This window comes from Micromonospora sp. WMMD1219 (assembly GCF_049315215.1).
Lineage (GTDB): Bacteria > Actinomycetota > Actinomycetes > Mycobacteriales > Micromonosporaceae > Micromonospora > Micromonospora tulbaghiae.
In genome coordinates, this window is record NZ_CP186057.1 from 3561409 (window position 1) to 3586661 (window position 25253).

General features: G+C 74.7%; 21 protein-coding genes. 12 read left to right on the top strand and 9 right to left on the bottom strand.

Annotated elements, in window-relative coordinates; genetic code table 11:
* The first annotated feature begins 9 nt into the window (after positions 1-9).
* The 4 genes from ACN27C_RS17240 to ACN27C_RS17255 all read left to right on the top strand — a co-directional run bounded on the left by ACN27C_RS17240 (position 10) and on the right by ACN27C_RS17255 (position 4492).
* Positions 10-1407: an NYN domain-containing protein gene (locus ACN27C_RS17240; protein WP_422746756.1), complete on the top strand. Its 1398-nt coding sequence runs from the start codon at positions 10-12 to the stop codon at positions 1405-1407.
* 205 nt (positions 1408-1612) lie between these two features.
* Complete coding sequence (locus ACN27C_RS17245; protein WP_120568767.1) at positions 1613-1846, top strand: hypothetical protein; 234 nt, start codon at positions 1613-1615, stop codon at positions 1844-1846.
* Positions 1847-2111: 265 nt separating this feature from the next.
* Entirely contained in the window at positions 2112-3371 is a 1260-nt protein-coding gene (locus tag ACN27C_RS17250) for a M48 family metallopeptidase (RefSeq protein ID WP_422746759.1), read from the top strand.
* A complete protein-coding gene (locus ACN27C_RS17255) occupies positions 3368-4492 on the top strand; it encodes a glycosyltransferase family 4 protein (RefSeq protein WP_357826233.1) in 1125 nt (374 codons plus the stop codon). The genes ACN27C_RS17250 and ACN27C_RS17255 overlap by 4 nt, the downstream gene beginning before the upstream one ends.
* Before the next feature lie 54 nt (positions 4493-4546).
* On the opposite strand, the gene ACN27C_RS17260 is transcribed toward ACN27C_RS17255, so the two are convergent.
* From ACN27C_RS17260 to ACN27C_RS17280, 5 genes are all read right to left on the bottom strand, one after another.
* Positions 4547-6223, bottom strand: coding sequence for a putative bifunctional diguanylate cyclase/phosphodiesterase (locus tag ACN27C_RS17260; RefSeq protein WP_422751636.1), 1677 nt, complete (start codon positions 6221-6223; stop codon positions 4547-4549).
* A gap of 76 nt (positions 6224-6299) precedes the next feature.
* Entirely contained in the window at positions 6300-7112 is an 813-nt protein-coding gene (locus ACN27C_RS17265) for an SAM-dependent methyltransferase (RefSeq protein ID WP_120568771.1), read from the bottom strand.
* Positions 7113-7311: 199 nt separating this feature from the next.
* Complete coding sequence (locus ACN27C_RS17270; RefSeq protein WP_013287678.1) at positions 7312-7980, bottom strand: response regulator transcription factor; 669 nt, start codon at positions 7978-7980, stop codon at positions 7312-7314.
* Between the two features lie 7 nt (positions 7981-7987).
* Complete coding sequence (locus ACN27C_RS17275) at positions 7988-9682, bottom strand: GAF domain-containing sensor histidine kinase (RefSeq protein ID WP_121683507.1); 1695 nt, start codon at positions 9680-9682, stop codon at positions 7988-7990.
* Positions 9683-9696: 14 nt separating this feature from the next.
* A complete protein-coding gene (locus ACN27C_RS17280) occupies positions 9697-11499 on the bottom strand; it encodes an AMP-dependent synthetase/ligase (RefSeq protein WP_120573660.1) in 1803 nt (600 codons plus the stop codon).
* Positions 11500-11666: 167 nt separating this feature from the next.
* Between ACN27C_RS17280 and ACN27C_RS17285 the strand changes: the two genes are divergently transcribed.
* From ACN27C_RS17285 to ACN27C_RS17310, 6 genes are all read left to right on the top strand, one after another.
* Positions 11667-12140 (top strand): SRPBCC family protein, encoded by a 474-nt coding sequence (locus ACN27C_RS17285; RefSeq protein ID WP_357897207.1) that lies wholly within the window; start codon positions 11667-11669, stop codon positions 12138-12140.
* 21 nt (positions 12141-12161) lie between these two features.
* Complete coding sequence (locus ACN27C_RS17290; protein WP_422746763.1) at positions 12162-12797, top strand: hypothetical protein; 636 nt, start codon at positions 12162-12164, stop codon at positions 12795-12797.
* Positions 12798-12870: 73 nt separating this feature from the next.
* Positions 12871-13818 carry an ROK family glucokinase gene (locus tag ACN27C_RS17295; protein ID WP_026267860.1) on the top strand — a complete coding sequence of 316 codons (948 nt, stop codon included), beginning with the start codon at positions 12871-12873 and terminating at the stop codon, positions 13816-13818.
* Between the two features lies 1 nt (position 13819).
* Positions 13820-14518, top strand: coding sequence for an endonuclease/exonuclease/phosphatase family protein (locus tag ACN27C_RS17300; protein WP_357897211.1), 699 nt, complete (start codon positions 13820-13822; stop codon positions 14516-14518).
* Positions 14519-14898: 380 nt separating this feature from the next.
* Complete coding sequence (locus tag ACN27C_RS17305; protein WP_422746766.1) at positions 14899-16305, top strand: flavin-containing monooxygenase; 1407 nt, start codon at positions 14899-14901, stop codon at positions 16303-16305.
* Between the two features lie 55 nt (positions 16306-16360).
* Positions 16361-17185: an alpha/beta hydrolase gene (locus ACN27C_RS17310; RefSeq protein WP_422746768.1), complete on the top strand. Its 825-nt coding sequence runs from the start codon at positions 16361-16363 to the stop codon at positions 17183-17185.
* Between the two features lie 15 nt (positions 17186-17200).
* Here the strand turns inward: ACN27C_RS17310 and ACN27C_RS17315 are convergent, their stop codons facing one another.
* Both ACN27C_RS17315 and ACN27C_RS17320 read right to left on the bottom strand, forming a co-directional pair.
* On the bottom strand, positions 17201-18619 hold the full coding sequence (locus tag ACN27C_RS17315; RefSeq protein WP_422746770.1) for an alpha,alpha-trehalose-phosphate synthase (UDP-forming): 1419 nt from the start codon (positions 18617-18619) through the stop codon (positions 17201-17203).
* Between the two features lie 170 nt (positions 18620-18789).
* The gene (locus ACN27C_RS17320) at positions 18790-19629 is read right to left on the bottom strand and encodes a DUF308 domain-containing protein (RefSeq protein WP_422746772.1); all 840 of its coding nucleotides are present in this window, start codon (positions 19627-19629) and stop codon (positions 18790-18792) included.
* 187 nt (positions 19630-19816) lie between these two features.
* Between ACN27C_RS17320 and ACN27C_RS17325 the strand changes: the two genes are divergently transcribed.
* The gene (locus ACN27C_RS17325; RefSeq protein ID WP_121683684.1) at positions 19817-20512 is read left to right on the top strand and encodes a lysophospholipid acyltransferase family protein; all 696 of its coding nucleotides are present in this window, start codon (positions 19817-19819) and stop codon (positions 20510-20512) included.
* A gap of 3 nt (positions 20513-20515) precedes the next feature.
* Here ACN27C_RS17325 and ACN27C_RS17330 read toward each other — a convergent pair whose 3' ends face one another.
* Positions 20516-23983, bottom strand: coding sequence for an ATP-binding protein (locus ACN27C_RS17330; protein ID WP_422751637.1), 3468 nt, complete (start codon positions 23981-23983; stop codon positions 20516-20518).
* Between the two features lie 139 nt (positions 23984-24122).
* On the opposite strand from ACN27C_RS17330, the gene ACN27C_RS17335 reads away from it, so the two are divergent.
* Positions 24123-24365 (top strand): hypothetical protein, encoded by a 243-nt coding sequence (locus tag ACN27C_RS17335; RefSeq protein WP_120568782.1) that lies wholly within the window; start codon positions 24123-24125, stop codon positions 24363-24365.
* A gap of 78 nt (positions 24366-24443) precedes the next feature.
* Here ACN27C_RS17335 and ACN27C_RS17340 read toward each other — a convergent pair whose 3' ends face one another.
* A complete protein-coding gene (locus tag ACN27C_RS17340) occupies positions 24444-25136 on the bottom strand; it encodes a Crp/Fnr family transcriptional regulator (protein ID WP_013287664.1) in 693 nt (230 codons plus the stop codon).
* Positions 25137-25253 lie beyond the last annotated feature (117 nt).

Genomic DNA, 25253 nt, shown 5'->3' on the forward strand with positions numbered 1-25253 from the left:
ACTTGCCTCATGCCCCTCACCGAGCCGTACGACGACCGCTCCTCCGTGGAGGAGCCGGTGGTCGGCGTGCCCGCAGGTGAGGACGCGCCACCACCGGTCGAGCCCGAGCCCGTGCTGCCCGAGCCGGTCCGGCAGCGGATCGTCACGCTGACCGCCGCCGTGCTGCCCGGCCTGCCCGCCGACGAGGTGCCGGTGCCGCTGCGGCGGGTCGCCAAGTTCGCCCCGAACCGCCGGGCCCGCCTCGGCGCGCCCGCGATCGCCGCCCAGCTCACCGCCGACCCGCTGTTCCGGCAGCGGATCACGGCCCGGGTGCTCGCCGACGCCGGCGACCTCGGCGCGGCGGTGGTCGAGGGCACCGCGCCGGCCGCCGCCGACCCGGTCGAGGTGGCCGCCCTGGCCTACCTGGCCCGGCCCCGCGGGTGGCGGGACCTGATCGAGGCCAGCGGCGAGGCGGTACGCGCCGAGGCCGACAGCGCGGTCGTGGCGGAACTGGTACGCGAGGCCGAGCAGCGGGCCGCCCGCGCCGAGCACGACCGGGCGGTGGCCCGCGTCGAGGCGGAGAAGCTGCGCGACGAGCTGGCCCGGGTCCGGGAGGAGCTGGGTCAGCTCCGCGAGGAGGCCCGCCAGCTGACCCGTACCCTGCGGGAGACCCAGGCCCGGGAGCGCAAGGCCACCGAGATGCTCGCCACCGAGCGGGGGCGGGCGGCCCGCGCCGCGGCCGACGCGGACGCCGAGCTGCGCCGCGCCCGGGCCCGGCTGGCCGAGGCGGAGGCCGCCGCCGGGGTGGCCCGGGCCAGCGCCAAGGAGGCCCGCTCGGTCGACGACGCGCGACTGTGGCTGCTGCTGGAGACGATCGGCCAAGCCGCCGTGGGGCTGCGCCGTGAGCTGGCGCTCGACCCGGTGGACAGGCTCCCGGCCGACTTCGTCGCCGACGCGTTCGCCGAGCAGCCGGGTGCCGCGCCGGCCGGCCCGTCGACGCGGGCCCGCGACACCGACGACCCGGCCCGCCTCGACCAGTTGCTCGCGCTGCCGCGGGCACACCTGGTGGTGGACGGCTACAACGTCACCAAGCGCGGCTTCGGCGAGATGTCGCTGGAGCAGCAGCGCAAGCGGCTGATCACCGGCCTCGGCGGGATCGCCGCGCAGACCGGGGACGAGATCACAGTCGTCTTCGACGGCGCCGAGCGGATCCACGGCCTGCCTCCGGCGCCGCGCGGCGTGCGGGTGCTGTTCTCCCGCAAGGGCGAGACCGCCGACGAGCTGATCCGCCGGCTGGTCCGCGCCGAGCCGGCCGGGCGGCCGGTGGTCGTCGTCTCCTCCGACCGGGAGGTGGCCGACGGGGTACGCCGGCACGGCGCGTACCCGCTGGGCGCCGACTCGCTGCTGCGGCGCCTGGCGCGTTCCTGACCTTCGCCCTTGCTTGATCGACTCCAGGTCGGGGACGTGGCGGGGTCGAGGGCGTGCTGATCGCGCCACTTCGGCGTACTGGTTCGGGTTCGCGGCGGCTGCTGCCTCGTTGTCCGGTTCTGTCGTACCCGAGCGTTAGCGTTCTGGTGACCGACGGTGGTGGTTCCTTCCCCGAGCGCCACCGGCGACCCGTCAGGAGGCGTTGATGCTGATCGACTGCGACACCTGCGGCAACCGCGGCGCCGGCTGCTCCGGCTGCCTGGTGACCGCACTGCTCGACTCCGACCCGGCCGACCTCGGCCCGGCCGAGCACCGGGCGATCGAGGTGTTCGCGCGGGCCGGATTCGAGGTGGAGGTGCTGCCACCAGCGCCCGTCGCGGTGCCCGCGCCGGCACGGGCACCGGCGCCCCGCCGTCCCGCCCGTCGCCGGATCGCCTGACGCGCCCGCCGCCCGCCAGGCGCCGCCCAGGGTGCTGAGGGCAACCGCCGACCCGGGTGAGCCGCCCATCGCCCGCTCACCGGGCTCTCGCGCCGCTCCGCACGGCTCCTCGTTACCCCGGTGACCGGACCGGCGCCCGTGCGGGTCACGCTGTCGGGTCGCGCGCCGGGCACGGCGCTCCGATCGACGGCCGGGCAATAGGATGGGCGGTCACGGCGGGAGGGAGCGGCATGACGCGGACGGGGCACGACGGCGGGGTGGGCCGGTGACCCCGCGCGCCTGGGCGCTGCTGACCCTGGCCGGCCTGGTGGTCGCGCTGCTCGTGGCGGTGGCGCTGCTGGTGCCGTGGAGCCGGCCGCCGGCGCCCCGCGCCGACCAGCTCGCGGCTCTACGGGATCTCCCGGCCGAGCAGGTGACCCGGGGCCGGGCCTTCCACGGCGCGCTGCGCCCGGCGGCCTGGTCGGCGCTGGCGGTCGGGCTGGTGGTGGCGGTGCTGCTCGGGCTGACCCCGCTGGGCGGGCGCCTGGTCGAACTGGTCGGCCGGCCCTTCGGCGGGCACTGGATCGCGCAGGCCGTGCTCGGCGGGCTGGCCGTCATGTTCCTCGCCGACCTGCTCACGCTGCCGTTCGCGGCCTGGCGCCGCACCGTGCTGGTCCGCTACGGGCTGAGCACCCAGAGCTGGGGCGGCTGGGCGGTCGACCTGCTCAAGTCGTACGCGGTCAGCGCGGTGATCGGCGCGCTGGTCCTGCTCGGCTTCTACACGGTGGTCCGGCTCGCCCCGCGCTGGTGGTGGGCGTTCGGCGCGGCCGGTGCGGCGGCCCTGGTGGTGGTGCTGTCGTTCGTGCTGCCGGTGCTGGTCGAGCCGGTGTTCAACCGGTTCACCCCGATGGAGCCGGGCCCGCTGCGCAGTGAGCTGACCGCGATGGCCGCCCGGGACGGCGTACCGGTGCGCGACGTGCTCGTCGCCGACGCGTCCCGGCGCACCAGCGCGGTGAACGCGTACGTCTCCGGGCTCGGCCCGACGCGGCGGGTGGTCGTCTACGACACGCTGCTGCGCGAGGCGGAACCGGCCGAGGTGACGAGCGTGGTCGCCCACGAGCTGGGGCACGCCAAGGACCGGGACGTGTGGACCGGCACGGTGCTCGGCGCGCTCGGCGCCGCCGCCGCTGTGGTGGCGCTCTACCTGATCGGCTCGTGGACGCCGCTGCTGCGGCTCGCGGGCGTCGACTCGATCGCCCAGCCCCGGGCGTTCCCGCTGCTGATCGCGCTGGTCACGGTCGCCGGGCTGCTGGCCACCCCGGTGCAGGCGCTGGTCTCGCGCCGGATCGAGGCCCGCGCCGACGCCCACGCGCTGGCGCTCACCGGCAATCCGGCGACGTTCGAGGCGATGCAGCGCCGGCTCGCCGGGGTCAACCTGGCCGACCCCGACCCGCCGCGCTGGGAGCGCCTCTGGTCGGCGACCCACCCGTCCACAGTCGAGCGGATGGCCGCCGCCCGCGCCTACGCCAGGGAGTCCGGTCGATGAGCCGTACCTTGCTGATCACCAACGACTTCCCGCCGCGCCCCGGCGGCATCCAGTCGTTCGTGCACAACCTCGCGGTGCGGCAGCAGCCCGGCTCGGTGGTGGTGTACGCGTCGAGCTGGCGCGGGGCGGAGAAGTTCGACGCCGACCAGCCGTTCGAGGTGGTCCGGGAGCGGACCCGGGTGCTGCTGCCCACCCCGCTGATCGCCCGGCGGGCGGCGCGGCTGGCCCGCGCGTACGACTGCGACACCGTCTGGTTCGGCGCGGCGGCCCCGCTGGGGCTGCTCGCCGCGGGCCTGCGGCGACGGGCCGGGATCCGCCGGGCGGTGGCGCTGACCCACGGGCACGAGGTCGGCTGGGCGGCGCTCCCCGGCGCCCGGTCGGCGCTGCGCCGGATCGGCCGGGGCGTGGACGTGACCACCTACCTCGGCGAGTACACCCGGGCGCGGCTGGCCCGCGTGCTGGACGGGCTGACCGAGCTGCGGCGGCTCGCACCCGGCGTGGACGTGGACACCTACCACCCGGAGGTCGACGGCGGGCGGGTCCGGTCGCGGCTCGGGCTGGCCGACCGGCCGGTGGTGGTGTGCGTGTCGCGGCTGGTGCCCCGCAAGGGCCAGGACATGCTGATCCGCGCGCTGCCGGAGATCCGCCGCCGGGTGCCCGACGCCGCGCTGCTCGTGGTCGGCGGCGGCCCGTACCGCTCGACGCTGGAGAAGCTGGCCCGGCAGGCCGGCCTGGAACGCGACGTGGTCTTCACCGGCTCGGTGCCGTCGGCCGAACTGCCCGCCCACTACGCGGCCGGCGACGTCTACGCGATGCCGTGCCGCACCCGCAACCGCGGGCTGGACGTGGAGGGCCTCGGGATCGTCTACCTGGAGGCGAGCGCGACCGGGCTGCCGGTGGTGGCCGGTGACTCCGGCGGCGCGCCGGACGCGGTCCGCGAGGGGGAGACCGGGTACGTGGTCGGGGGCCGGGACGTGGCCCAGCTCGCCGACCGGGTGGCCACGCTGCTCGCCGACCGGGATCTGGCCCGGCAGTTCGGTGCCGCCGGCCGCGCCTGGGTGGAGCGGGAGTGGCGCTGGGAGACGCAGGCGCAGCGCATGGCCGCCCTGCTGGCCGGCTGACCGCGCGCCGGCCGGGCCAGGAGGCGACGGACCGGCCGGGCTCGGAAGGCCGGGTCAGGAGGCCGCGTCGACGTGGGCGGGCACCCGGCCCAGGTGCGGTGCGGCCGGGCCGGGACGGCCGAAGTGCCAGCCCTGCCCGGCGTCGCAGCCGATCGCGCGCAGCCGGTCCGCCTGGTCGGCCGTCTCCACGCCCTCGGCGGTGACGGTGAGGCCCAGCGCGTGCGCCAGCGACACCAGCGAGGCGAGGATCCGCTCGTCGGTGCCGCTGCCCGGCGCGCGCAGGCCGGTCACGAACTCGCCCGCCACCTTCAGCTCGTCGACCGGCAGGTCCCGCAGGTACGCGAGGTTGCAGTAGCCGGTGCCGAAGTCGTCGATGGCGACCCGGACACCGAGGTCGCCGAGCACCCGCAGGGCGCGCACCGGCTCGACGACGGTGCTCATCATGGTGCTCTCGGTGATCTCCAGTTGCAGCCGGTGCGGCGGCAGGCCGGTGCGCCCGAGCACGCCGCGTACCTCGGTCACCAGGTCGGTGCGGTGCAACTGCCGGACGGCGAGGTTGACGCTGACGAACGGCGCCTCGCCGTCCGCGCCGGGCCAGGTGCCCGCCTCGCGGCACGCCTCGGCCAGCACCCAGCTGCCCAGCCGGACGATCAGCCCGGTCTCCTCGGCCAGCGGGATGAAGCTGTCCGGCCGCAGCACACCCAGCTCCGGGTGCCGCCAGCGCACCAGCGCCTCCATGCCGAGCACCCGTCCGTCGCGCAACGACGTCAGCGGCTGGTAGTCGAGGTAGAACTCGCCCCGGTCCAGCGCGGCGGGGATCGCCGCGGACAGCGCGTACCGGGCCAGCTCGCGGCGGTTGCGGTCGGCGTCGAACAGCGACCAGCGGGCCCCGCCGGCGGCCTTGGCCCAGTGCAGCGTGCTGTCGGCCGCGCGCATCAGGTCCATCGGCGAGGTGCCCGCGACCGGGCGCTCCACGATGCCGATGCTCGCGGACACGGTCAGCTCGTGGCCGTCAACGAGCGCCGGCTCGCGTACCGCGGCGAGCGCCGCCTCGGCGACCTTCACCGCGTCGTCGGTGCCGGCGGTGCGCTCGACCAGGATCACGAACTCGTCGCCGCCGAGCCGCGCCACCAGGTGCTCGCCCAGCGCCCGGTGCAGGCGCTGGGCCACCGTCACCAGCAGCGAGTCGCCGACCTGGTGGCCCAGGGAGTCGTTGACCACCTTGAACCGGTCCAGGTCGAGGAAGCACACGCCGACGCGGTCGGCGCCCCGGCCCGGCGCGGTGATCGCGGCGGTCAGCCGTTCGGTGAACAGCGTGCGGTTCGGCAGGCCGGTGAGCGGGTCGTGGGTGGCCTGGTGCCGGAACCGGGCCTCGCTGTCGCGCAGCGCCCGTTCGGCCTGCGCACGGGCCATCATGGCGGCCCGGCGGATGGACTCCTGCTCGTCGAGCGTGCGGTCGCGCAGGGCGCGGGCGTACCCGGTGGCGACGGTGGCGAGCAGCCGCGCCATCCGGTCCTCGACGTCGTCGACGACCAGGTCGAGGTCGCGGACCAGGCGCAGCTGGATCACCTCGACGGTGCGGCCCAGCCCTTCCGCGGACGCGATGTGCGCGTGCACCAGCTCCGCGCCGACCTGCTGGCCGATCCGCAGGTCGAACGGCTCGGCGCGCAGCGCCTGGGCCAGCCGCTCGGTGAGCCGTTGCAGCATCTCCTCCAGCTGCGACTGCGTCATCGGCAGGTAGCTGGTGCCGGACACCGCCTTGGCCCAGGCCCGGGCGAACACGCCGGGCCGGCAGCGGGCAGCGTCGTCACCCACCGAGCCGCCCGACCCCGCCCATGAAGACGGCCCGTTCGGCGTTCTCCGCCTGGTCGGGGGAGTCCGGCCGCCACTGCGGCACCCACACCACACCCGGGTCGACCAGCTCGAAGCCGTCGAACAGCGCGGTCAGCTCGGCCCGGCTGCGGATCCAGAGCTGGCTGTCGGTACGCCGGTAGACCCGCTCCGCCTCGGCCCGCTCGCCGGTGCCGTCGCGGCCCTCCTCGCTGGCCTGGGAGAGCACCAGGTGGCTGCCGGGCGCCAGCGCCCCGCGCAGCGTCCGGAGGATCTCCTCGGGGCGGTCGGCGTCCGGGACGAAGTGCAGCACCGCCACGATCATCACGGCGACCGGCCGGGAGAAGTCCAGCAGCCGGGTGACCTCCGGGTGGGCCAGGATCGCCTCCGGGTTGCGCAGGTCCTCCTGGAGCACAGTGGCGTGCGCGTTGCCGGCCAGGATCTCCTGGCTGTGCGCCACCGCCACCGGGTCCACGTCGACGTAGACCACCCGCGACTCCGGATCGATCCGCTGGGCGATCTCGTGCACGTTGCCGACGGTCGGGATGCCGGAGCCGATGTCCAGGAACTGGCGGACGCCGGCCTGGGCGAGGTACTGCACCGCCCGGCGCAGGAACGCGCGGTTGGCCTGCGCCATCAGCGGCGCCTCCGGCACCGCCTCGACCATCGCGCGGGCGGCGGCACGGTCGGCCGCGAAGTTGTGCGAGCCGCCGAGGTAGTAGTCGTACATGCGGGCGACGCTGGGGCGCTCGATGTCGATCGTCTCGGGTGCCCAGTCCGGCCGCTGCATGTCCTGCCCCTCGGATGTCGGCGACACGCGGTCGTCACCGCCGCGCGGATCACCCGGGTATTCTGCCCCTCCGCCGTCGCGGTGCAAAGACCGTCGTCGCTGTGCGTCCGGCCGGTCACCGTACGCGACCACCCCGTGGCCGGGAACGCCGAGAGGCCCGCGTCCGTGACGGACGGGGCCTCTTCCGGCGGTGCGCCTGTCAGAACTTCGGGGCGTCCGGGGCCTCCAGCAGCCCCAGCCGCAGTGCGGTCATCAGGGCCTGGGCCCGGTTGGCCGCGCCGAGCTTCTCGTAGAGCTTCGAGATGTGGGTCTTGGCGGTCGACTCGCTGACGAACAGCTGCTTGGCGATGCCCGCCACGCTCATGCCGTCGGCGAGCAGCCGCAGCACCTGGCCCTCACGGGGGGACAGCTGCGGGCCGGACGGCGCCAGCCGGCGCTTCATCGCCTCGGCCAGGTCGGCCGCGGTGAACGCGCTGGGGGAGGAGGCGGCGTGCCGGGCGGCGGCCACCACCTCGTCGGCCGGGGCGGTCTTCGGCACGAACGCGCTCGCGCCCGCCTCCAGGGCGCCGAAGAGCTGGTCGTCGCCGGCGTACATGGTCAGCACGACGATGCCCATGGACGCGCTGGACTTGCGCAGGGCGCGGGTGGCCTCGAGGCCGCTGCCGTCGGGCAGGCGGAGGTCCATGATCACCACGTCGGGCTGGAGCGCGCCGGCCTGACGCACGCCCTCCGCCGCGGTGGCCGCCTCGCCCACGACCTCGAACTGACGGTCGCGCTCGAACGCGTGACGCAGCCCCTTGCGGATGAGGTCGTGATCGTCGACCAGGAGAACCTTGGTACGGGTGGCCGGTGTCGGACTGCTGGTCATCCTCGGGTTACTCCCCTTCTGCTGCTGCGGCGCTGCCGCGCACCTTATCGCGCCGGGGCGACGAACCGAGCACCACCGCCACAGTCGTCCCACTAGGCTGTCGCGGCCTGATCTCCAACCGGCCTCGGATACGTTCCGCCCTCTCGGCCATGATCGCAAGGCCATAGTGCCCGTCCGGGCGCTGGTCACCGATGCCGTGACCGTCATCCGACACTTCGATTCGGGTGTACGGGGGATCCACCTCGCACGTGACCCACAGGTTCGACGCACCGGCGTGCTTGCGCGCGTTGGTCACCGCCTCCTGCGCGATGCGCAGCAACTCGGCCTCGGTGGCGGCCGGCAGCCGGGCGGTGGACTCGTCCAGCGACAGGTGCACCCGCAGGCCGCCGGAGGCGCCCACGGTGCGGGCGTACTCGGCGATGGCGGCGGCCAGGCCACCGTGCCGGTCCACCTCGCTGCGCAGCTCGAACAGGCTCAGCCGCAGCTCGGTGATCACCCGGGTGACCTCCTGGCGCAGCGTGCGCAGCGAGTCGGCGGTCTCGTCCGCGTCCTCGTGCACGGTGGCCAGCGCGTTGTCGATGCCGTACCCGACCATGACCAGTTCCTGGGCGACCCCGTCGTGGATCTCCCGGGCCAGCCGCTGCCGCTCCTCGTTCGTCGCCAGCGAGCGCACCTCGTCGAAGAGGAGCGCGGCCTCCAGCCGCAGCGCCGCCGGGCCGGTCAGCGCCGTCACCCGGGACACCACCGGCGGCGGGTACGCGGCGGCGGTGTCCGCCTCGATCACCACCAGGCCGACCGTGCGCACGCCCGCCACCAGCGGGACGATCAGCGCGGAGACCTCGCCGGAGTGCCGGGACCGGGCCTGCGAGCGGGCCGAGACGGTCGGCTGCTGGGTGGCCCAGGCGTCGGCGATGGCCGAGTCGGCGTCGAGCGTGGTCTCCCAGTCGACCCGGTCCGCGCCGATCTGCGCGAGCACCACGAGCCGGCCGCCGCCGCTGGCGGACAGCACCGCGCCCCGGTCGGTCTTGGCGACCACCCGCAGCTCCTCCAGCAGGTGCTCGGAGATGCCGCCCGGGTCCAGGGTGGCGCCGGGCAGCTGCCGGGCGACCGTACGGAGCTGGGTGAGCAGGCGGGTCGCCTCGGCGTACGGCTGGGGTTTGCCCTCGCCGCGCACCCGCATGACGCGCTGGAGCGTGCCCGCGGTGTAGAGGCCGAGACCGGCCAGGATCAGCCACTGGGCGCAGACCGCGAGGTAGCCGACCTGGCCGAGCTGCGGCCCGCCGTCGACCTGCGTGAACGCGGCGCTGGCCAGCAGCGTCGCCGCCGCCACGGCGAGCAGCGCGGCGCCCTCACGGAACCGGCGGCTCAGCGCGGTCACGGTGACCGGCACGGCGAGGTACGGCAGCACCGCCGAGGCGCCCAGCCCGCCGGTCACGCCGGACAGATGGGTGTCGGCGGCGACCTGGCTGGCGGCCAGCCCGAGCACCAGCACCTCGGCGAAGCGGCTGATCGGGGCGAGCAGCCGGTGCTGGGGGGCGAGCACGGCGGGCAGGCCGGCGGCGCCCAGCAGCGCGATCCACCAGAGCTGGGTGGCGTCGCGGGTGGCGAACAGGGTCAGGGCGGCGACCAGCGCGAGGAGGACCGCGCGGGCCGCCGCCGCGAGCGGCTGCGTCGACGGCTGGCGGGATGTGGAGGCGGGCACGTGACGGATGGTAGTCAGCCCCGGTAGATCTCGGCGATCTCCGAGGCGTACGTCTTGTGCACGACCTGACGCTTCACCTTCAGCGACGGGGTCAGCTCGCCGGTGGTCTCGGTGAAGTCCTGCGGCAGGATCCGGAACACCTTGATCGCCTCGGCCTTGGAGACCGCCTGGTTGGCCTGGTCGATCGCGGACTGCACCTCGGCGCGCAGCGCCGCGTCCTCGCGCAGCTCGGCGATGCTCGTGGTCTCCGGGCGCCCCTGCCCGGCCAGCCACTTCGGCAGCGCCTCCTCGTCGATGGTGACCAGCGCGGCGATGAACGGCTGCCGGTCGCCGACCACCACGCACTGGCTGATCAGCGGGTGCGCGCGTACCTGGTCCTCCAGCACCGCCGGGGCGACGTTCTTGCCGCCGGCGGTCACGATGATCTCCTTCTTCCGGCCGGTGATGCTCAGGTAGCCGTCCTCGTCGAGCTGCCCGAGGTCGCCGGTGCGGAACCAGCCGTCGGTGGTGATCGCCTCGGCGGTGGCCGCGTCGTTGTGCCAGTACCCCTGGAAGACGATGTCGCCGGCGATCAGGACCTCGCCGTCGTCGTCGATCCGGATGGTGACGCCGGGCAGCGGGCGGCCGACGGTGCCGATCCGGGTGCCGGTGGGCAGGTTGGCGGCGGCGGCCGGCGAGGTCTCGGTGAGGCCGTACCCCTCGCAGATGGTCACCCCGACGCCGCGGAAGAAGTGCCCGAGCCGCGCGCCCAGCGGCGCGCCGCCGGAGATGGCGTCGCGGCACCGGCCGCCCATCGCCGCCCGCAGCTTGCGGTAGACCAGCTTGTCGAAGAGGGCGTGCTGCGCGCGCAGCCCCAGGCCCGGGCCGCCGGGCAGCTCCTGGGCCTCGCTCCACGCGATGGCGACCTTCTCCGCGCGGTCGAAGATCTTGCCCTTCCCCTCGGCCTCGGCCTTCTGCCGCGCGCCGTTGTAGACCTTCTCGAAGACCCGGGGTACGGAGAGCACGAACGTCGGCTTGAAGTCCTGGAGCTCGGCGACCAGGTCCTTGGTGTCCGCGCAGTGGGCCATGGTGGCCCGGGCGTGCACCACGCCGACCTGGATGAGCCGGGCGAAGGCGTGCGCGAGCGGCAGGAACAGCAGGGTGGAGGCGCCCTGGCGGAACAGGTTCGGCAGCACCGGCACCGCGTTGGCGATGTCGGAGTAGATGTTGCGGTGGGTCAGCACGCAGCCCTTGGGCCGGCCGGTGGTGCCGCTGGTGTAGATGATCGTGGCGACGTCGTCGGCCTTCGACAGCGAACGGCGGGTCTCCACCTCGGCCCGGTCCACCGACGCGCCGGCGGCGACCAGGTCGTCGACCGCGCCCAGCTCGATCTGCCAGACCTCGCGCAGCTCGGGCAGCCGGTCGCGGACGCCGGCGACCAGGGTGGCGTGCGCGGTGCTCTCCACCACGACGGCGACGGCGCCGGAGTCGCCGAGGATCCAGGCGGCCTGCTCGGCGCTGGAGGTCTCGTAGATCGGCACGGTCACCGCGCCGGCCGCCCAGATCGCGTAGTCGAGCAGCGTCCACTCGTAGCGGGTGCGGCTCATCAGGCCGACCCGGTCACCGGGGGAGACGCCCGCGGCGATCAGGCCCTGCGCCACCGCCACCACCTCGTCGCGGAACTGGCGGCAGGTGACCTCCTCGCGCGCGCCCGTCCCCGCGCCGGGGCGGACGAACTGCACGGTGTCCGGGGCGACCTCGGCGTTTTCCCAGACCGGGTCGGTCAGGTTGGCCGCGTCGCCGACGGTGACGATCGGCGGGACGGAGAACTCGCGCACCTGCACTCCCTCGTGCTCTACCGGCGGGGGGCCGGCCTGGTCGGCTCTGTCGAAACCTACCCGCACACCCCCGGGGGTCGACCAGGGAGGTTGCCCGCCCGGCTGGTGGGACGCCGTCCGGCGGGTGGAGCGGGACCGGCCGGTAGGCGGCCGGGTAGCCTCCCCCCATGGCGGACTCCTCCACCCAGTCGATCATCATCGGCGCGTCACCGGACCGGGTGGCGGCCGTCATCTGCGACTTCCCGAGTTATCCCGAGTGGGCCGAGGCGGTACGCCGGGCCGAGGTGATCGAGGAGTACGAGGACGGCTACGCCAGCCAGGTCCGGTTCACGCTCGACGCGGGCGTGATGGCCGACGAGTACGTGCTGGCCTACGAGTACGCCGAGGACATCTCCCGGATCGAGTGGCACCTGGTCGCCCCGTCGAAGATGCAGCGCTCCCAGCGCGGGTCGTACGACCTGGCGGGCAACCCGGACGGGACGACCACGGTGACCTACACCCTCGAGGTGGAGCTGTCCGTGGCGATGCTCGGCATGTTCCGCCGCAAGGCCGAGAAAATGATCATGGATGCGGCGTTGAAGCAGCTCAAGCGCCGGGTAGAAGCACCCGGTGCGGCGCAGGACACCCGACCGTCCCGGTAGTCAAGCTGGAGGAGCCGAACCATGGGCACCACTGATCCGGGTTCGGCCCGGGAAGAGGCCGAGCGCCTCGTCGCCACACTGCTCGCCGGCGCGAAGATGGCCGCCGCCGCACCGGGCTCCGGTGCCCTGGGTCCGCTCGGTGGGATCCTCTCCGGTGTCCTCGGTCACACCCCGCCGGGTGCCGGCCCTGCCCCGGCGACGCCCACGCCCGCCGGTTTCGCCACCGGCTCGCCGGAATGCTGTGTCTGCCCCGTCTGTCGCGGTATCGCCGCGTTGCGAGATCCGAGTCCGGAATTCGCCGAGCGGCTCGCCACCGGTGCCGGGGACCTGGCGGCCGGGGTGGCCAGCCTGCTGCGCGCCTTCACCCCGGCCGAACCGGAGCGCCCCGCCGACGGCACCGCCGCCGCGCCGGACGGATCCGGGGACCACGTGTGGCGCGAGGCGACCCGTACCGGGCATGATTCTCAGCCGGCACCCGAGCAGGACGTGTGGTCCGTCGCCACCCGGGGGGAGGGCGCGGCCGATTCGGGTGCCGCCGCCGACGCCGCCGGGCCGCCGGAGCCGGGAACGAGCCGGCCACCGGCCGGCCGTCCCGTGGTGCCCGCCTCGCGGGCGTCCGGAGAGGTGGGCGCGGACGCACCAGGCGACGGAGCCTGACCACCGGACATCCCGGGACCGTACGGCCGGTTCGGCCGGTCCCCGGGCAGCACAGCAGAGGGGAGTGGCAGCGGTGACGCTGACCATCGGAGTCGACGTCGGTGGCACGAAGGTGGCCGGCGGTGTCGTGGACGACGCCGGCACGGTACTCGTGCAGACGCGACGGGACACTCCCGCCGACGACGTGGCCAAGACCCGCGACGTCATCATCGAGGTGGTCACCGAACTGGCCGCCGGTCACGCCGTCGAGGCGGTCGGCATCGGCGCGGCCGGCTGGATCGACGCCTCCCGCTCCACAGTGCTGTTCGCCCCGAACCTGGCCTGGCGGGACGAGCCGCTGCGCACGTACGTCGGCGACGCCACCGGCCTGCCGGTGATCGTGGAGAACGACGGGAACGTGGCCGCCTGGGCGGAGTTCCGTTACGGGGCGGCCCGCGACGCCGACGACTCGATGGTCATGTTCACCATCGGCACCGGTGTCGGCGGCGGCATCGTGCTCGGCGGTGGCCTGGTCCGCGGCGCCAACGGCATCGCCGCCGAGCTGGGCCACATGCTCACCGTGCCGGACGGCCACCAGTGCGGCTGCGGCCGGCTGGGCTGCATCGAGCAGTACGCCAGCGGCAGCGCCCTGGTCCGCTTCGCCCGCGCCGCCGCCCGGCAGGAGCCGCACCGGGCCACCGCGTTGCTGGAGCTGGCCGGGGGCGAGGCCGAGACCATCACCGGCCCGATGGTGACCGCCGCGGCCAAGGGCGGCGACCCGGTCTCCACCGAGGCGTTCGCCCAGGTCGGCCGCTGGCTCGGCACCAGCCTCGCCGACATGGCGCAGATCCTCGACCCGCAGGTGCTGGTGGTCGGCGGCGGCGTGATCGACGCCGGTGACCTGCTGCTCGGCCCGACCCGGCGGTCGTTCGCCGACGCGCTGGCCCAGCGCAGCCGCCTGCCCGTCGCGGAGGTACGCCCGGCCGAGCTGGGCAACACCGCGGGCGTGATCGGCGCCGCCGACCTGGCCCGGCGGATCTGACATGACGGATGCGGGTGTGCCGCTGCGGGTCCTGTCGTACAACATCCACAGCCAGCGCGACGACACCGCCGCGCTGGCGGAGGTGGTCCGGACGGCGGCCCCGGACGTGGTGATCGTCCAGGAGGGACCGCGCCGGTTCCGGTGGCGGCAGAAGACCGCCGCGCTGGCCGAGTCGTTCGGCATGGTCGTGGCGGCCGGTGGCCTGCCGTCGCTGGGCAACGTGCTGCTGACCAGCCTGCGGCTGCGCGTCGTCGACACCAGGTGCCAGCGGTACCCGCTGACGCCGGGACGGCACATGCGCGGTGCCGCGTACGCGCAGTGCCGCGTCGGCGGCGTCGACGTGCTGCTGGCCGGTTCGCACCTGTCCACCGACCCGGCCGAGCGTCCGGCCCAGGCGGCGGCGTTCAAGCGGGAGCTGGCCGCGTCCACGCTGCCCGTGGTGGCCGGCGCGGACATCAACGAGGGCCCGGACGGGCCGGCCTGGCAGACGCTCGCCGAAGGGCTCACCGACACGGCGCTCGCCGCCGACCGGGCCGACCGGCTCACGTTCTCCTGCGCCGACCCGCGCCGCCGTATCGACGCGCTGTTCGTCGACCCCCGGATCACGGTGGTCGACTACGACGTGGTGGACACCCCTGCGGCCCGCCGGGCCAGCGACCACTTCCCGGTCCTGGTCGACCTGCTGCTGCCCACCGCCTGACCGGCGCGGACCGCCGGGCCGGTGACGCACGGTCAGGTCCCAGCGGCCGGCGGGCCAACCGCTTCGCCGCCTTTGCTCTGCCGCCATTTACGCACCAGCTACCCACCGTGACCGGCGGCCCGCGTCCCGGCCGGACGGCCGCGAGACATCGGCCCAGCTCCCGGCGATGCTGCGTCCGTGGCTGCAGAGCAAAGGGCGAAAGAGGGTACGCCTCCGGCGCGGCCGGTCCACTCACGCTCGGTGACCGGCCCGTCGGTGACGCTGCGTCAGGGGGAGCGGGCGGGTGGGCGGTGCCGGATCCGGTGGCTGGACAACGGCGGGCATTCTCGGCAGGATTTCGCTCCGACCCGGCACGCGTGCCGCACAAAGGAGAATTCGCGGTGTCCTCCTCCACCGACCCCGGCCGCCCCGATCCGGACCGGACGGACGTCCCGGTCCGCGACGACCGCCCGGTCTCCGACCGGGGCGACACGGTCTGCGTCATCGGCGCCGGCGCCAGCGGCCTGACCGCCGTGAAGAACCTGCGCGAGGCCGGCTTCGGCGTCGACTGCTACGAGCGGGAGACCGGCGTCGGCGGCGCCTGGAACTGGCGGCACGACCGCAGCCCGGTGTACGGCAGCACCCACCTGATCTCGTCCCGGCCGTTCACCCAGTTCCCCGACTTCCCGATGCCGGACGACTGGCCGGACTACCCGCACCACAGCCAGCTGCTGTCCTACTTCGAGCGGTACGCCGACCACTTCGACCTGCGCCAGCACGTCTGGTTCGGCACCGAGGTGGTCCGCGTCGAACCGGTCGAGGGGGACCGCTGGGACGTGACCACGCGCAGCACCGGCGGCTACGGCCCCGAGCGCACCTCCCGGTACGCCGCGGTGGTGCTCGCCAACGGCCACAACTGGTCGCCGAAGCTGCCCCGCTACGAGGGGCTGGAGGAGTTCCGCGGCGAGGTCATGCACGCCTCGTCCTACAAGGACCCGGCACAGTTGCGCGGCAAGCGGGTGCTCGTGGTCGGCGCCGGCAACACCGGCTGCGACATCGCTGTCGAGGCGGCCCAGCAGGCGTCGCACTGCTGGCACTCGACCCGCCGCGGCTACTGGTACGCCCCGAAGCACGTCCTCGGCCGCCCCGCCGACCAGGTGAACGACACGCTGCTGGCGCTGCGGGTGCCGTTGCGCGTACGGCAGTGGCTCTACCACTGGACGCTGCGCCTGACCGTCGGCGACCTGACCCGGTTCGGCATGCCGAAGCCGGACCACCGCGTCTACGAGACGCACCCGATCGCCAACAGCCAGCTCGTCTACTACGTCGGCCACGGCGAGATCACCCCGGTGCCGGACGTGGCCCGGTTCGACGACCGCGCCGTGGAGCTGACCGACGGCCGGCGCATCGACCCGGAGCTGGTCGTCTTCGCCACCGGCTACCTGCCGCGCTTCGAGTTCCTCAAGGGCCGGGTGCTCGGCGACGAGGACGGCTCCGGGCGGCCCCGGCTGTGGCTCAACGCGTTCACCGCCGGTCATCCCACGCTCGCCGTGGTCGGCCTGGTGCAGCCGGACTCCGGCATCTTCCCGATCTCGCACTGGCAGAGCGTGCTGTTCGCCCGGCTGCTCACGCTGCGCGCCACCCGCCCGGAGCGGGCCGCCGAGTTCGACCGCAGGGTGCGGGCCGGCCTCGGCGAGCGGTACTCGGCGAAGGTCAAGGACAGCACCCGGCACTGGTTCGAGGTCGGGCACGCCGACTACCTGCGGGCGCTCCAGCGGGCGCTGCACGAGCTGGAGGGCAGCAGGTGAGCGCGAGGAACGCAGCGCAGCGGAGTCCCGCAGTCGCGAACGAAGGGCAGGCACGGTGACGGCCGAGCGGGTGCGGGTGGTCCGGTCCTGGGAGTGGGCCCGGCCCGAGCGGGCCGCCCGCCGGGAGGTGCTCGCCGCCGTACCGGAGCGGGAGGAGGCGAAGCCGCCGCTGCTGTTCGTGCCCGGGTTCGGGCACGGCGCGTGGGCGTTCGCCGAGCACTGGCTGGGGCACGCCGCCGGTCGCGGCTTCCCGGCGTACGCGCTGAGCCTGCGCGGGCACGGCGGCAGCGAGCCGGCGCCGGAGGCGACGCTGCGGTCGTACACCCATGACGTGACGCAGGTGGCGGCGAGCCTGCCGCGGCAGGCGGTGCTGGTGGGGCACGGTGCCGGCGCCCGGGTCGTGGCGCACGCGATGGCCCGCTACCCGGCGCGGGCCGCGGTGCTGGTGGCGCCGGTGCTCGGCGGCTGGGGGACGTTCGGGACGGCGTTGCGGCGCAACCCGGTCGGCACGGTGCCGGCGGTCTTCGGCGCCGGTCTGCGGCTCAACCGGCGGCAGCTGTTCAGCCGGGAGCTGCCGGACGCCGACGCGCGGCGGCACCTGGCCCGGCTGGGCCGGGCCGGGCGGCGGGCGCAGTGGCAGCTGCTGACCGGCCGGTCGCCGGAGCCGGCGGTGGGCCGCCCACCGGTGCTGGTGCTCGGCAGCCCGGACGACCGGGTGCTGCCGGCCACGGCGCTGACCAGGGCCGCCCGGCGGTACGCCTCGGCGCCGCTGCTGTTCCCCGGCATGGGGCACGACCTGATGCTCGACGCCCGCTGGCGCGAGCCGATCGACGCGATCCTGGACTGGCTGGACAAGGACCCGGCGCCCGCCCAGGGGTGAGCGCCGGGGCTCGGGTCACCGGGTGGCGGGGCGGCGGCCGACGAGCGTTCCGCTCTCCTCCAGCGCGCTGAGGTAGGACGCCGCCCAGGCGTGGATGTCGTTGTGGGCCAGGTGTTCGCGCATCGAGCGCATCCGGGCCGCGACGTCCTCCGGGCCGGCGCGCAGCGCGGCCAGCAGCCCCTGCTTCAGGCCGTCGAGGTCGTGCGGGTTGACCAGGTACGCCTGCTCCAGTTCGGAGGCGGCGCCGGCGAACTCGCTCAGCAGCAGCGCGCCGGTGCCGTCGACCCGGGCCGCCACGTACTCCTTGGCGACCAGGTTCATGCCGTCGCGCAGCGGCGTCACCGCCATCACGTCCGCGACCCGGTAGAGCGCCACCAGCTCGGCGCGGTCGAACGGCTGGGTGAGGTAGTGGATCGCCGGCTCGCCGACCCGTCCGAACTCACCGTTGATCCGGCCGACCTGGTGCTCCACCCGGTCGCGGAGGATCTGGTACTGCGCCACCCGGTCGCGGCTGGGCACCGCCACCTGGACCAGCACCGTGTCGCGGACCTTGATGTCGCCGTTGGCGAGCAGCTCCCGGTACGCCTTGAGGCGTTGCTCGATGCCCTTCGTGTAGTCCATCCGGTCGACGCTGAGGATCACCTGCTCGGGGCGGCCGAGGTCCTGCCGCAGCCGGCGGGCCCGCTCGGCGACCTCGGGGCGGGCGGCGAGCGCGGACATCTCGGCGGTGTCGATGGCGACCGGGAAGGCACCGATGCGCACCACCCGGCCGTCCACACCGATCCGCCGGTCGGTGGCGGGCAGGCCGAGCACCTTGGCGGCGAGCTGGGCGAAGTTGTGCGCGGCCTGGGCCCGCTGGAAGCCGACCAGGTCGGCGCCGAGCATGCCGTGCAGCAGTTCGGCCCGGCGGGGCAGCTGCATGAACAGTTCCGGCGGCGGGAACGGCACGTGCAGGAAGAACCCGATCCGCAGGTCGGGGCGCAGCTCGCGGAGCAGACCCGGCACCAGCTGGAGGTGGTAGTCCTGCACCCAGACCAGACCGCCCGGCTCGGCCACCCGGGCCGCGGCCTCGGCGAACCGCTGGTTGACCCGCTGGTACGCCTCCCACCAGCGCCGGTGGTACTCCGGCTGCTCGACGGCGTCGTGGTAGAGCGGCCAGAGGGTGGCGTTGGCGAAGCCCTCGTAGTGGTCGCGGAAGTCCTCGGCGCTCAGCGGCACGGTGTGCATCCGGACGCCGTCCACGTCCGGCAGGTCGGGCGCGGGGCCGGTACCGCCGGCCCAGCCCACCCAGGTGGCGGGTGTGTGCCGCAGCAGCGGGTGCAGGGCGCTCACCAGGCCGCCGGGGCTGCGGCGCCACTCGAAGGCGCCGTCGGGCGCCACGCTGTCGTCGATGGGGAGGCGGTTGGCCACCACCACGAGGGGGCTCTGTCGCATCTCGGGCATTCCGCTCAGCAGGGGACCGGCAACCCGGAGGAGTCGCAAGCCGGACAGCCGGTGCGGGACGTGACGTTCGGCCTATTCCTACTGACTGTAAGTTACACGCTTGTTACGCCCCCGCCCAGGGCGGGCGGCGTCCCGCCATCCGGGCAGCGCCCGGCGCGGCGTCAGACGACCGCGCCGTCGTCCGGGTCGTGGTCGTCCCGGTCGCCCGGGCGCAGCCGCCAGATCAGCATGACGAAGCCGGCCAGGATGCCGGTGAAGCCGAGCAGCGTGACCACCGACGGGTCGACCAGCGACACCACGGTGGGGGACAGGAACAGCAGGAAGCCGAGCACGATGCAGGTCACGCCGAGCACCGCGTACTTGGAGAAGCGGGGCAGCGGGGGCGGCGGGGGCGGGGTGTAGTGCTCCTCGTCCGACGCCTCGTCGGGCAGGTTCGCGCCGAACGTGTCCAGGCCGTCGAGCAGCGAGGGCTCGTCGTGCCGGTCCCGGCTCAGCGAGACGCCGGAGATGTCGGCGGCGTACGGCAGCCGGCGCACGTCGGTGGCGGTCGGACCGGCGGGCTCCTCGGCCCGGCCGCCGGCGCCGGTGCCCGGCGCGGGCGGGTCGTCCACGTCCTCCGCGGCGGGCCAGGGGTGGCTGCCGGCGCTCGGCGTGGTGTGGAAGCCGGCCACGATCTTCGCCCACTCGGCCTCGATGTCCGGCTCGTCGGCGCGCGGCGGGTCGCCCGCGCCCTCGTCGGCGAGCTGGGTCAGGTAGTCGCGGGCGGTGGTCAGGTGCGACCTGTCGACGTAGAGCCGGTCGACCGGGCGGGCCGGGACGGTGGTGGTGCGGGTCACCGGGTTCAGGTCGGCCGAGGGCTGGAGGTAGGCCGCGATGCCACCGGCGGCGAGCACGTCGAGCAGGTGCTCGCCGACGCGTGGATCGACGTCGCCCGCGACCGCGTACTCGGCCGCGTCGAGCCCGTTGTCCCGTCGTCCCCGACGGGGCCCGCCCCCTGACACGCGGACACCCCCTTCGCCGATCCCTGCCCGTGCCCTGAATCGTGACACGTCGGCACCCGGTTCCGGGAGTGCGTTGTGGCGTGCCGCTCGTCGTTCGTACCCTCTTCCCGGACTCCCGAGGGCGCCGCCGGCGTCTGCGGGGCCACGCGGCGACCCGTCCGCCGCCACCGACACGGGAAGGACGCCGGTGCTGTACTGGCTGCTGAAGTACGTCGTTCTGGGCCCACTGCTGAGGTTGATCTTCCGCCCGCAGGTCGAGGGACTGGAGCACGTTCCGGAGACCGGCCCGGTGATCCTGGCCAGCAACCACCTCTCCTTCTCGGATTCGATCTTCACACCGCTGATCGTCAAGCGAAAAGTCACCTTCATCGCGAAAGCCGAATACTTCACCGGTAAGGGACTCAAGGGCCGGCTCACCAAGATGTTCTTCGTCGGCTCCGGCACGATCCCGGTCGACCGCTCCGGCGGGCGGGCCGCCCGGGCCGCCCTCGACACCCAGCTCTCGGTGCTGCGCGCCGGTGGCATCGCCGGGATCTACCCCGAGGGCACCCGGTCGCCGGACGGCCGGCTCTACCGGGGCAAGACCGGCGTGGCGCGGCTCGCGCTGGAGAGCGGCGCCCCGGTCGTCCCGATGGCCATGCTCAACTCCGACGCGATCCAGCCCACCGGCCAGATCGTCCCGAACCTGGGCCGGGTGCGGATCCGCTTCGGGCCACCGCTCGACTTCTCCCGCTACGCCGGGATGGCCGGCGACCGGTTCGTCGAGCGGGCCGTCACCGACGAGATCATGTACGAGCTGATGGAGCTGTCCGGCCGCGAGTACGTCGACACGTACGCCCAGAAGGCCAAGAGCGCCGCGGCACGGCAGCCGGTCCCCGCCTGACCCTCAGCCCGCCCCGGCGATCCGCAGCAGCCCACCGGCGGCGTGCCGCCCGGCGAACGCGCGTACCCGGGCCAGCGTCGCCGCGGCGGCCGGCGGGTCCGCCTCGGTCAGCGGCCCGACCGCCAGCGCGGACGCGATCATCTGGTCGGTGACGTCGGTCATCTCCGCGTACCCCTCGGCCGCGGCGGTGAGCAGCCGGCCCGCCCGCGCGGCGTCCCCGTCGCCCCGGGCCAGCGCCGCCTCGGCCGACCGCCCGGCCTCCCGCGCCCAGCGGGTCACCCGCGGCGCGTGGGCCAGCAGGTCGCGCACCAGGACCGCGGCGTCGCCGCCGAGCAGCGCCGCGACGTGACCGACAGCCGGCACCCACTCGGCGAACGGGATCATCGTGGTCTGCCGCCAGTCCTCGTCCAGCTCGGTCAGCAGCGCCACCGCCTCGTCCCGGCGGCCCTGCACCGCACGGCAGAGCGCGGCGTGCGCCAGCGTGGAGCGCAGCACGCGCTGGAACCCGCTGCGCCGGGCCGCGACGAGCGCCTGGTCCACCAGGTCCTCACCGGCGCCCGGACCGGCCGGCCCGTCGCCGAGCGCCCGGATCCAGCCGGACACCGCGACGATGTGCAGGTCCCACTCGTCGGTCGGGCGCCGGGTCGACCCCTCGGCCATCCGCAGCGCCGCCGTCCAGTCCCCGCTGTAGTACGACCGGGCCCACTGGTCGCTGAAGCTCACCGTCAGGGCGTGCTCGCCGGCCAGGTCCAGCGAGCGCTGCTCGTCGACCAGGCGGGCCGAGCCGGTCAGGTCGCCCTCCTCCTGGAGCACCCAGGCCAGGTTGTGCACCGCGCGGCGGCGGCTGGTCAGCCGCTCCACCCGGCACTCCTCGGTCACCTCGGCCAGCTCGGCGTACGCCTCCTCGGCGCCGGCCTGGTACCGGACCACCGCGAGCGTGATGCGCGCGTTCGCCCGCGCCTCCCGCAGCCCCAGCCGCTCGGCCAGCTCGGCGGCGGTACGCGCGGCCGCGCACGCCGGCTCGGTCTCCGCGTCCAGCATGTGCGCCCGGGCCAGCTCCAGCAGCACGCCCACCTTGTCCTCGCTGTCCGGCAGCGTGGCGTGCAGCCCGATCGCCCGGTCCAGGCAGCGCATCAGCTCCGAGCGGTCGGCCCGCGCGAAGGCCGCCGTGGCCAGCAGCCGCCACGCCTTGGCCGCGCCGGGGCGGTCACCGGTGTCGGCCAGCCGGCCGGCCAGCGTGGTGAGCAGCGCCGTCCCGCCGCCGTCGAGGAAGCCGTCCCGGTCCCGGTAGAACGCCAGCTCGGCCTGGAACAGTTCGAGCGCCGGATCCGGGCCGCACTCCACGCTCAACGCGCGCTCCACCAGCGTGGCCGCCGTCTCCAGCGCGTGCAGGTCGTACGCCCGGCGCGCGGCCCGGTGCAGCGCGGACCGGGTCGCGGCGGCGTGCGGGGCCTGGTCCAGCCCGACCGTACGGGCGATCTCGTGCGCCGCCCAGCGATGGTTGGCCAGCACCTCGGCCAGGTCGTGCAGCCGCCCGTCGGCGAGTTGCTCCAGCCAGTCGGCGGTGCGCTGGTGCCGGGCGACCCGCTCGGCCCGGGGCAGCCGCTGGTAGCAGACGTCCCGGACCAGCACGTGTCGGAACCGGTACTCCGCCTGACCGGGCATGGTCGAGACGGGCAGCTCGTAGACGAGGTCACGGCGCTGGAGGTGGTGCAGCGCCCGTTCGACCCACTCCGTCGGGCGGCCGAGCGCCAGCGCCACCGGCGCCGCCCAGAACTGCACGCCGACCACCGAGGCGGCCTGGAGCACCGCGCGGTCGGCCGGGTCGAGCAGGTCCAGCCGGTTGGCGATGACCGCCTGCACGGTACGCGGCATCCCGGCGCTCCCGACCGGGTCGGCGAGCGCGAGCGCGGCGGTCCGCTCGGCCAGACCGCCGTCGAGCAGCATCCGCGCGTACTCCTGGGCGTAGAGCGGGTTGCCGTCGGCGAACTCGATCAGCGGCGCCCGTGCGTCCTGCGGCAGCGTGGCCTGGCCGAGCAGCAGCGAGTACAGCGTGTCGATGTCCCCGTCGTGCATCGGCGGCACCGAGATGGACATCGCCCCGCTGATCGTGCCGGTCCAGGCCGGGTGCCGCTCGCGCAGCTCCGGCCGGGCGGTCGCGACGACGAGCAGCGGCACGTTGCGGGCCGCCGCGCCGAGCTGCTCGACGAAGGACAGCATCGCCTCGTCGGCCCAGTGCATGTCCTCGAAGACGAGCACGGTGGGACCGGTCGCGGCCAGGGTGAGCAGGAAGCGCCGCCACGCCGCCTCGGTCTCGGCCGAGGTGAGCCGTTCGCCGGAGACGCCGACGAGCGGGCCCAGCGCCTCGGCCAGCCGTACCGCGTGCGGGTCGGCGAGGTGGCCCAGCCGCTCGCGCAGCCGGTCCCGGATGGTGGCCGGGTCGTCGGCGCCGGTCAGCCCGGCCCAGCTCCGGACGATGTCGGCCAGCGCGGCGTAGGTGACGTTCTCGCCGAACGGCGGGCACTGGCCGGTCAGCCAGGTGACCCGGGTGCCGGGCAGGCTGGCGGCGTGCCGGGCCAGCTCGCGCAGCAGCCGGCTCTTGCCCACCCCGGCCGGGCCGAAGACGGTGAGCAGCTGCGAGGTGCGCTCGGTCAGCGTGCGGTGCAACGCGCTGACCAGCAGGCCCCGCTCGTGGTCCCGGTCGACCATGGGGGTCAGCTCGGCGGTCTGCCCGTCGCGCCGGGGCCGCGCCCGTACGGCCAGCCAGATCCGGCTCACCGACGACCGGCCGCGCAACGTCACCGGTGGCTGGTCGTCGTACTCCATCTCGCGCCGGGTGGCCGCCCAGGTGCTCTCGTCGACCACCACGCCGCCGACCGGGGCGAGCCCCTGCAAGCGGCTGGCGGTGTTCACCACGTCGCCGGTGACGAACGCCTGGCCGCCGTCGCGCGCCGCGGACAGGTCGACCAGGGCCTCGCCGGTGGCGATGCCGACCCGGAACCCGAGCGGTGGATGCGGTCCGGCCGGCTGCCGGGCCAGGCTGCGTTGCAGCTCCAGCCCGGCGCGTACGCACCGCAGCGCGTCGTTGTCGGTGGCCACCGGCGCGCCGAACAGCGCCATGACGGCGTCGCCGATGTACTTCTCCACCACGCCGCCGTACTGGTGCACCAGCCGGCGCACCGTGGCGAAGTAGGCCTGTTGCAGACCCCGGGCCTGCTCCGGGTCGGCCCGCTCGGCGTATGTCGTGAAGTCGACGATGTCGATGAAGAGCACGCTCACCTGGCGGCGGTCCTCCTGCACCGTGACCGCGTGGTCGCGCAGCGGCTGACCGCAGTTGGTGCAGAAGTTGGCGCCGGTGTCGTTGGCGTGACCGCAGGACGGGCAGGCCGCGGCCAGCGGACGGCCGCACCCACCGCAGAAACGGTCGTCCGGCCCGGCGGTCCGGGCGCAGTGTCCACAGGTGAGGTCGATGTCCGGCTCCGTACGCGTGAGGTCCCCAGTGTCCCGCGCGGCCGCGCAGTCGGGTACCCGACGGGTCGGCGGGACGTCACGGCTGTTCGGCCGGGTCTAGTCTCCCCTAGCAGGAAGTCCCGTCGACAGGGAGTTTGCCGTGCACGTCCGGCTGTCCGCCTCATGGACCGATCCACGGGGGACGGTGTGGGCCGTCGGTGACACGGTCGACGTGGACGCTGTCACCCTCGCCGAACTGGAGGAAAAAGGCATGGTGGAGCAGCCCGCGGGTAGCGGATCGACCGAGACCACGACCACCACGACGACCCCGCCGAAGAAGACCGACCCGTCGAAGATCGGCCCGGGGCCGAGCGCGCCCCCCGCCGACACCACGAACGACTGACCGGGCGCACGACGAACGGGCGTACGACGAACGCGGCGGGGGCCGGCGGGACGACCGCCGGCCCCCGCCGTCGTCGTGTCAGCGGTCGTTCATGCCGGCCCGGCGGCGCAGCGCGGCCACGTCGGTGACCACGATGCGGCGCCCCTCGGTCCGCAGCCAGCCCCGGCTGGCGAACGAGCCGATGGCCTGGTTGACGCTCTGCCGGGAACCGCCGGCCATCTCGGCGAGCTGGCTCTGGTTCAACTCGATGGTGATCATCGGGGCCTGGCTCTCGCCGGCCAGCCGGACCAGCGTCTTGGCCACCCGGCCGGGCAGGTCGAGGAAGACGTGGTCGGCGTTCTGTTCGGTGAGCCGGCGGATCAGCTGGCCCAGCGAGCGCATCACCGCGTCCAGGATGCGCGGGTTGGAGTGCACCAGCTCCATGAACGCGGGCCGGGACAGCGCGAGCGCGGCGCAGTCCTCGATCGCCTCGGCCGACGCCGAGCGGGTGGAGGCGTCCAACAGGGACACCTCGCCGAGCACGTCCGGGGGTCGGATCACCGACAGCACCGCGCGTTCGCCGGTCGGTGCGGTGCGGAACACCGCCACCGCGCCGCGGCGCAGCACGATCAGCGACTCGCCGGGGTCGTTCTCGACGAAGAGCAGCTGGCCCTTGCGGTACGTGCGCGGTACGGCTGCGGCGATGACACGCTGCCGCACCTCCGGCTCGAGCCCGGCGAACATCTCCACACCCGTGAGCGCGTCACCCGGCTCCGGCAGGCGAGACTCCACGGCTCAACCCCTCCCCGGTCAGAAGTCACGACTCGCACACCGGGTGAAGCTGTCAGTCCCGGTACGAGGCAGCTCAACCGGTTCGGCGCCCGACGGCGGTACACATCAGATCATGAC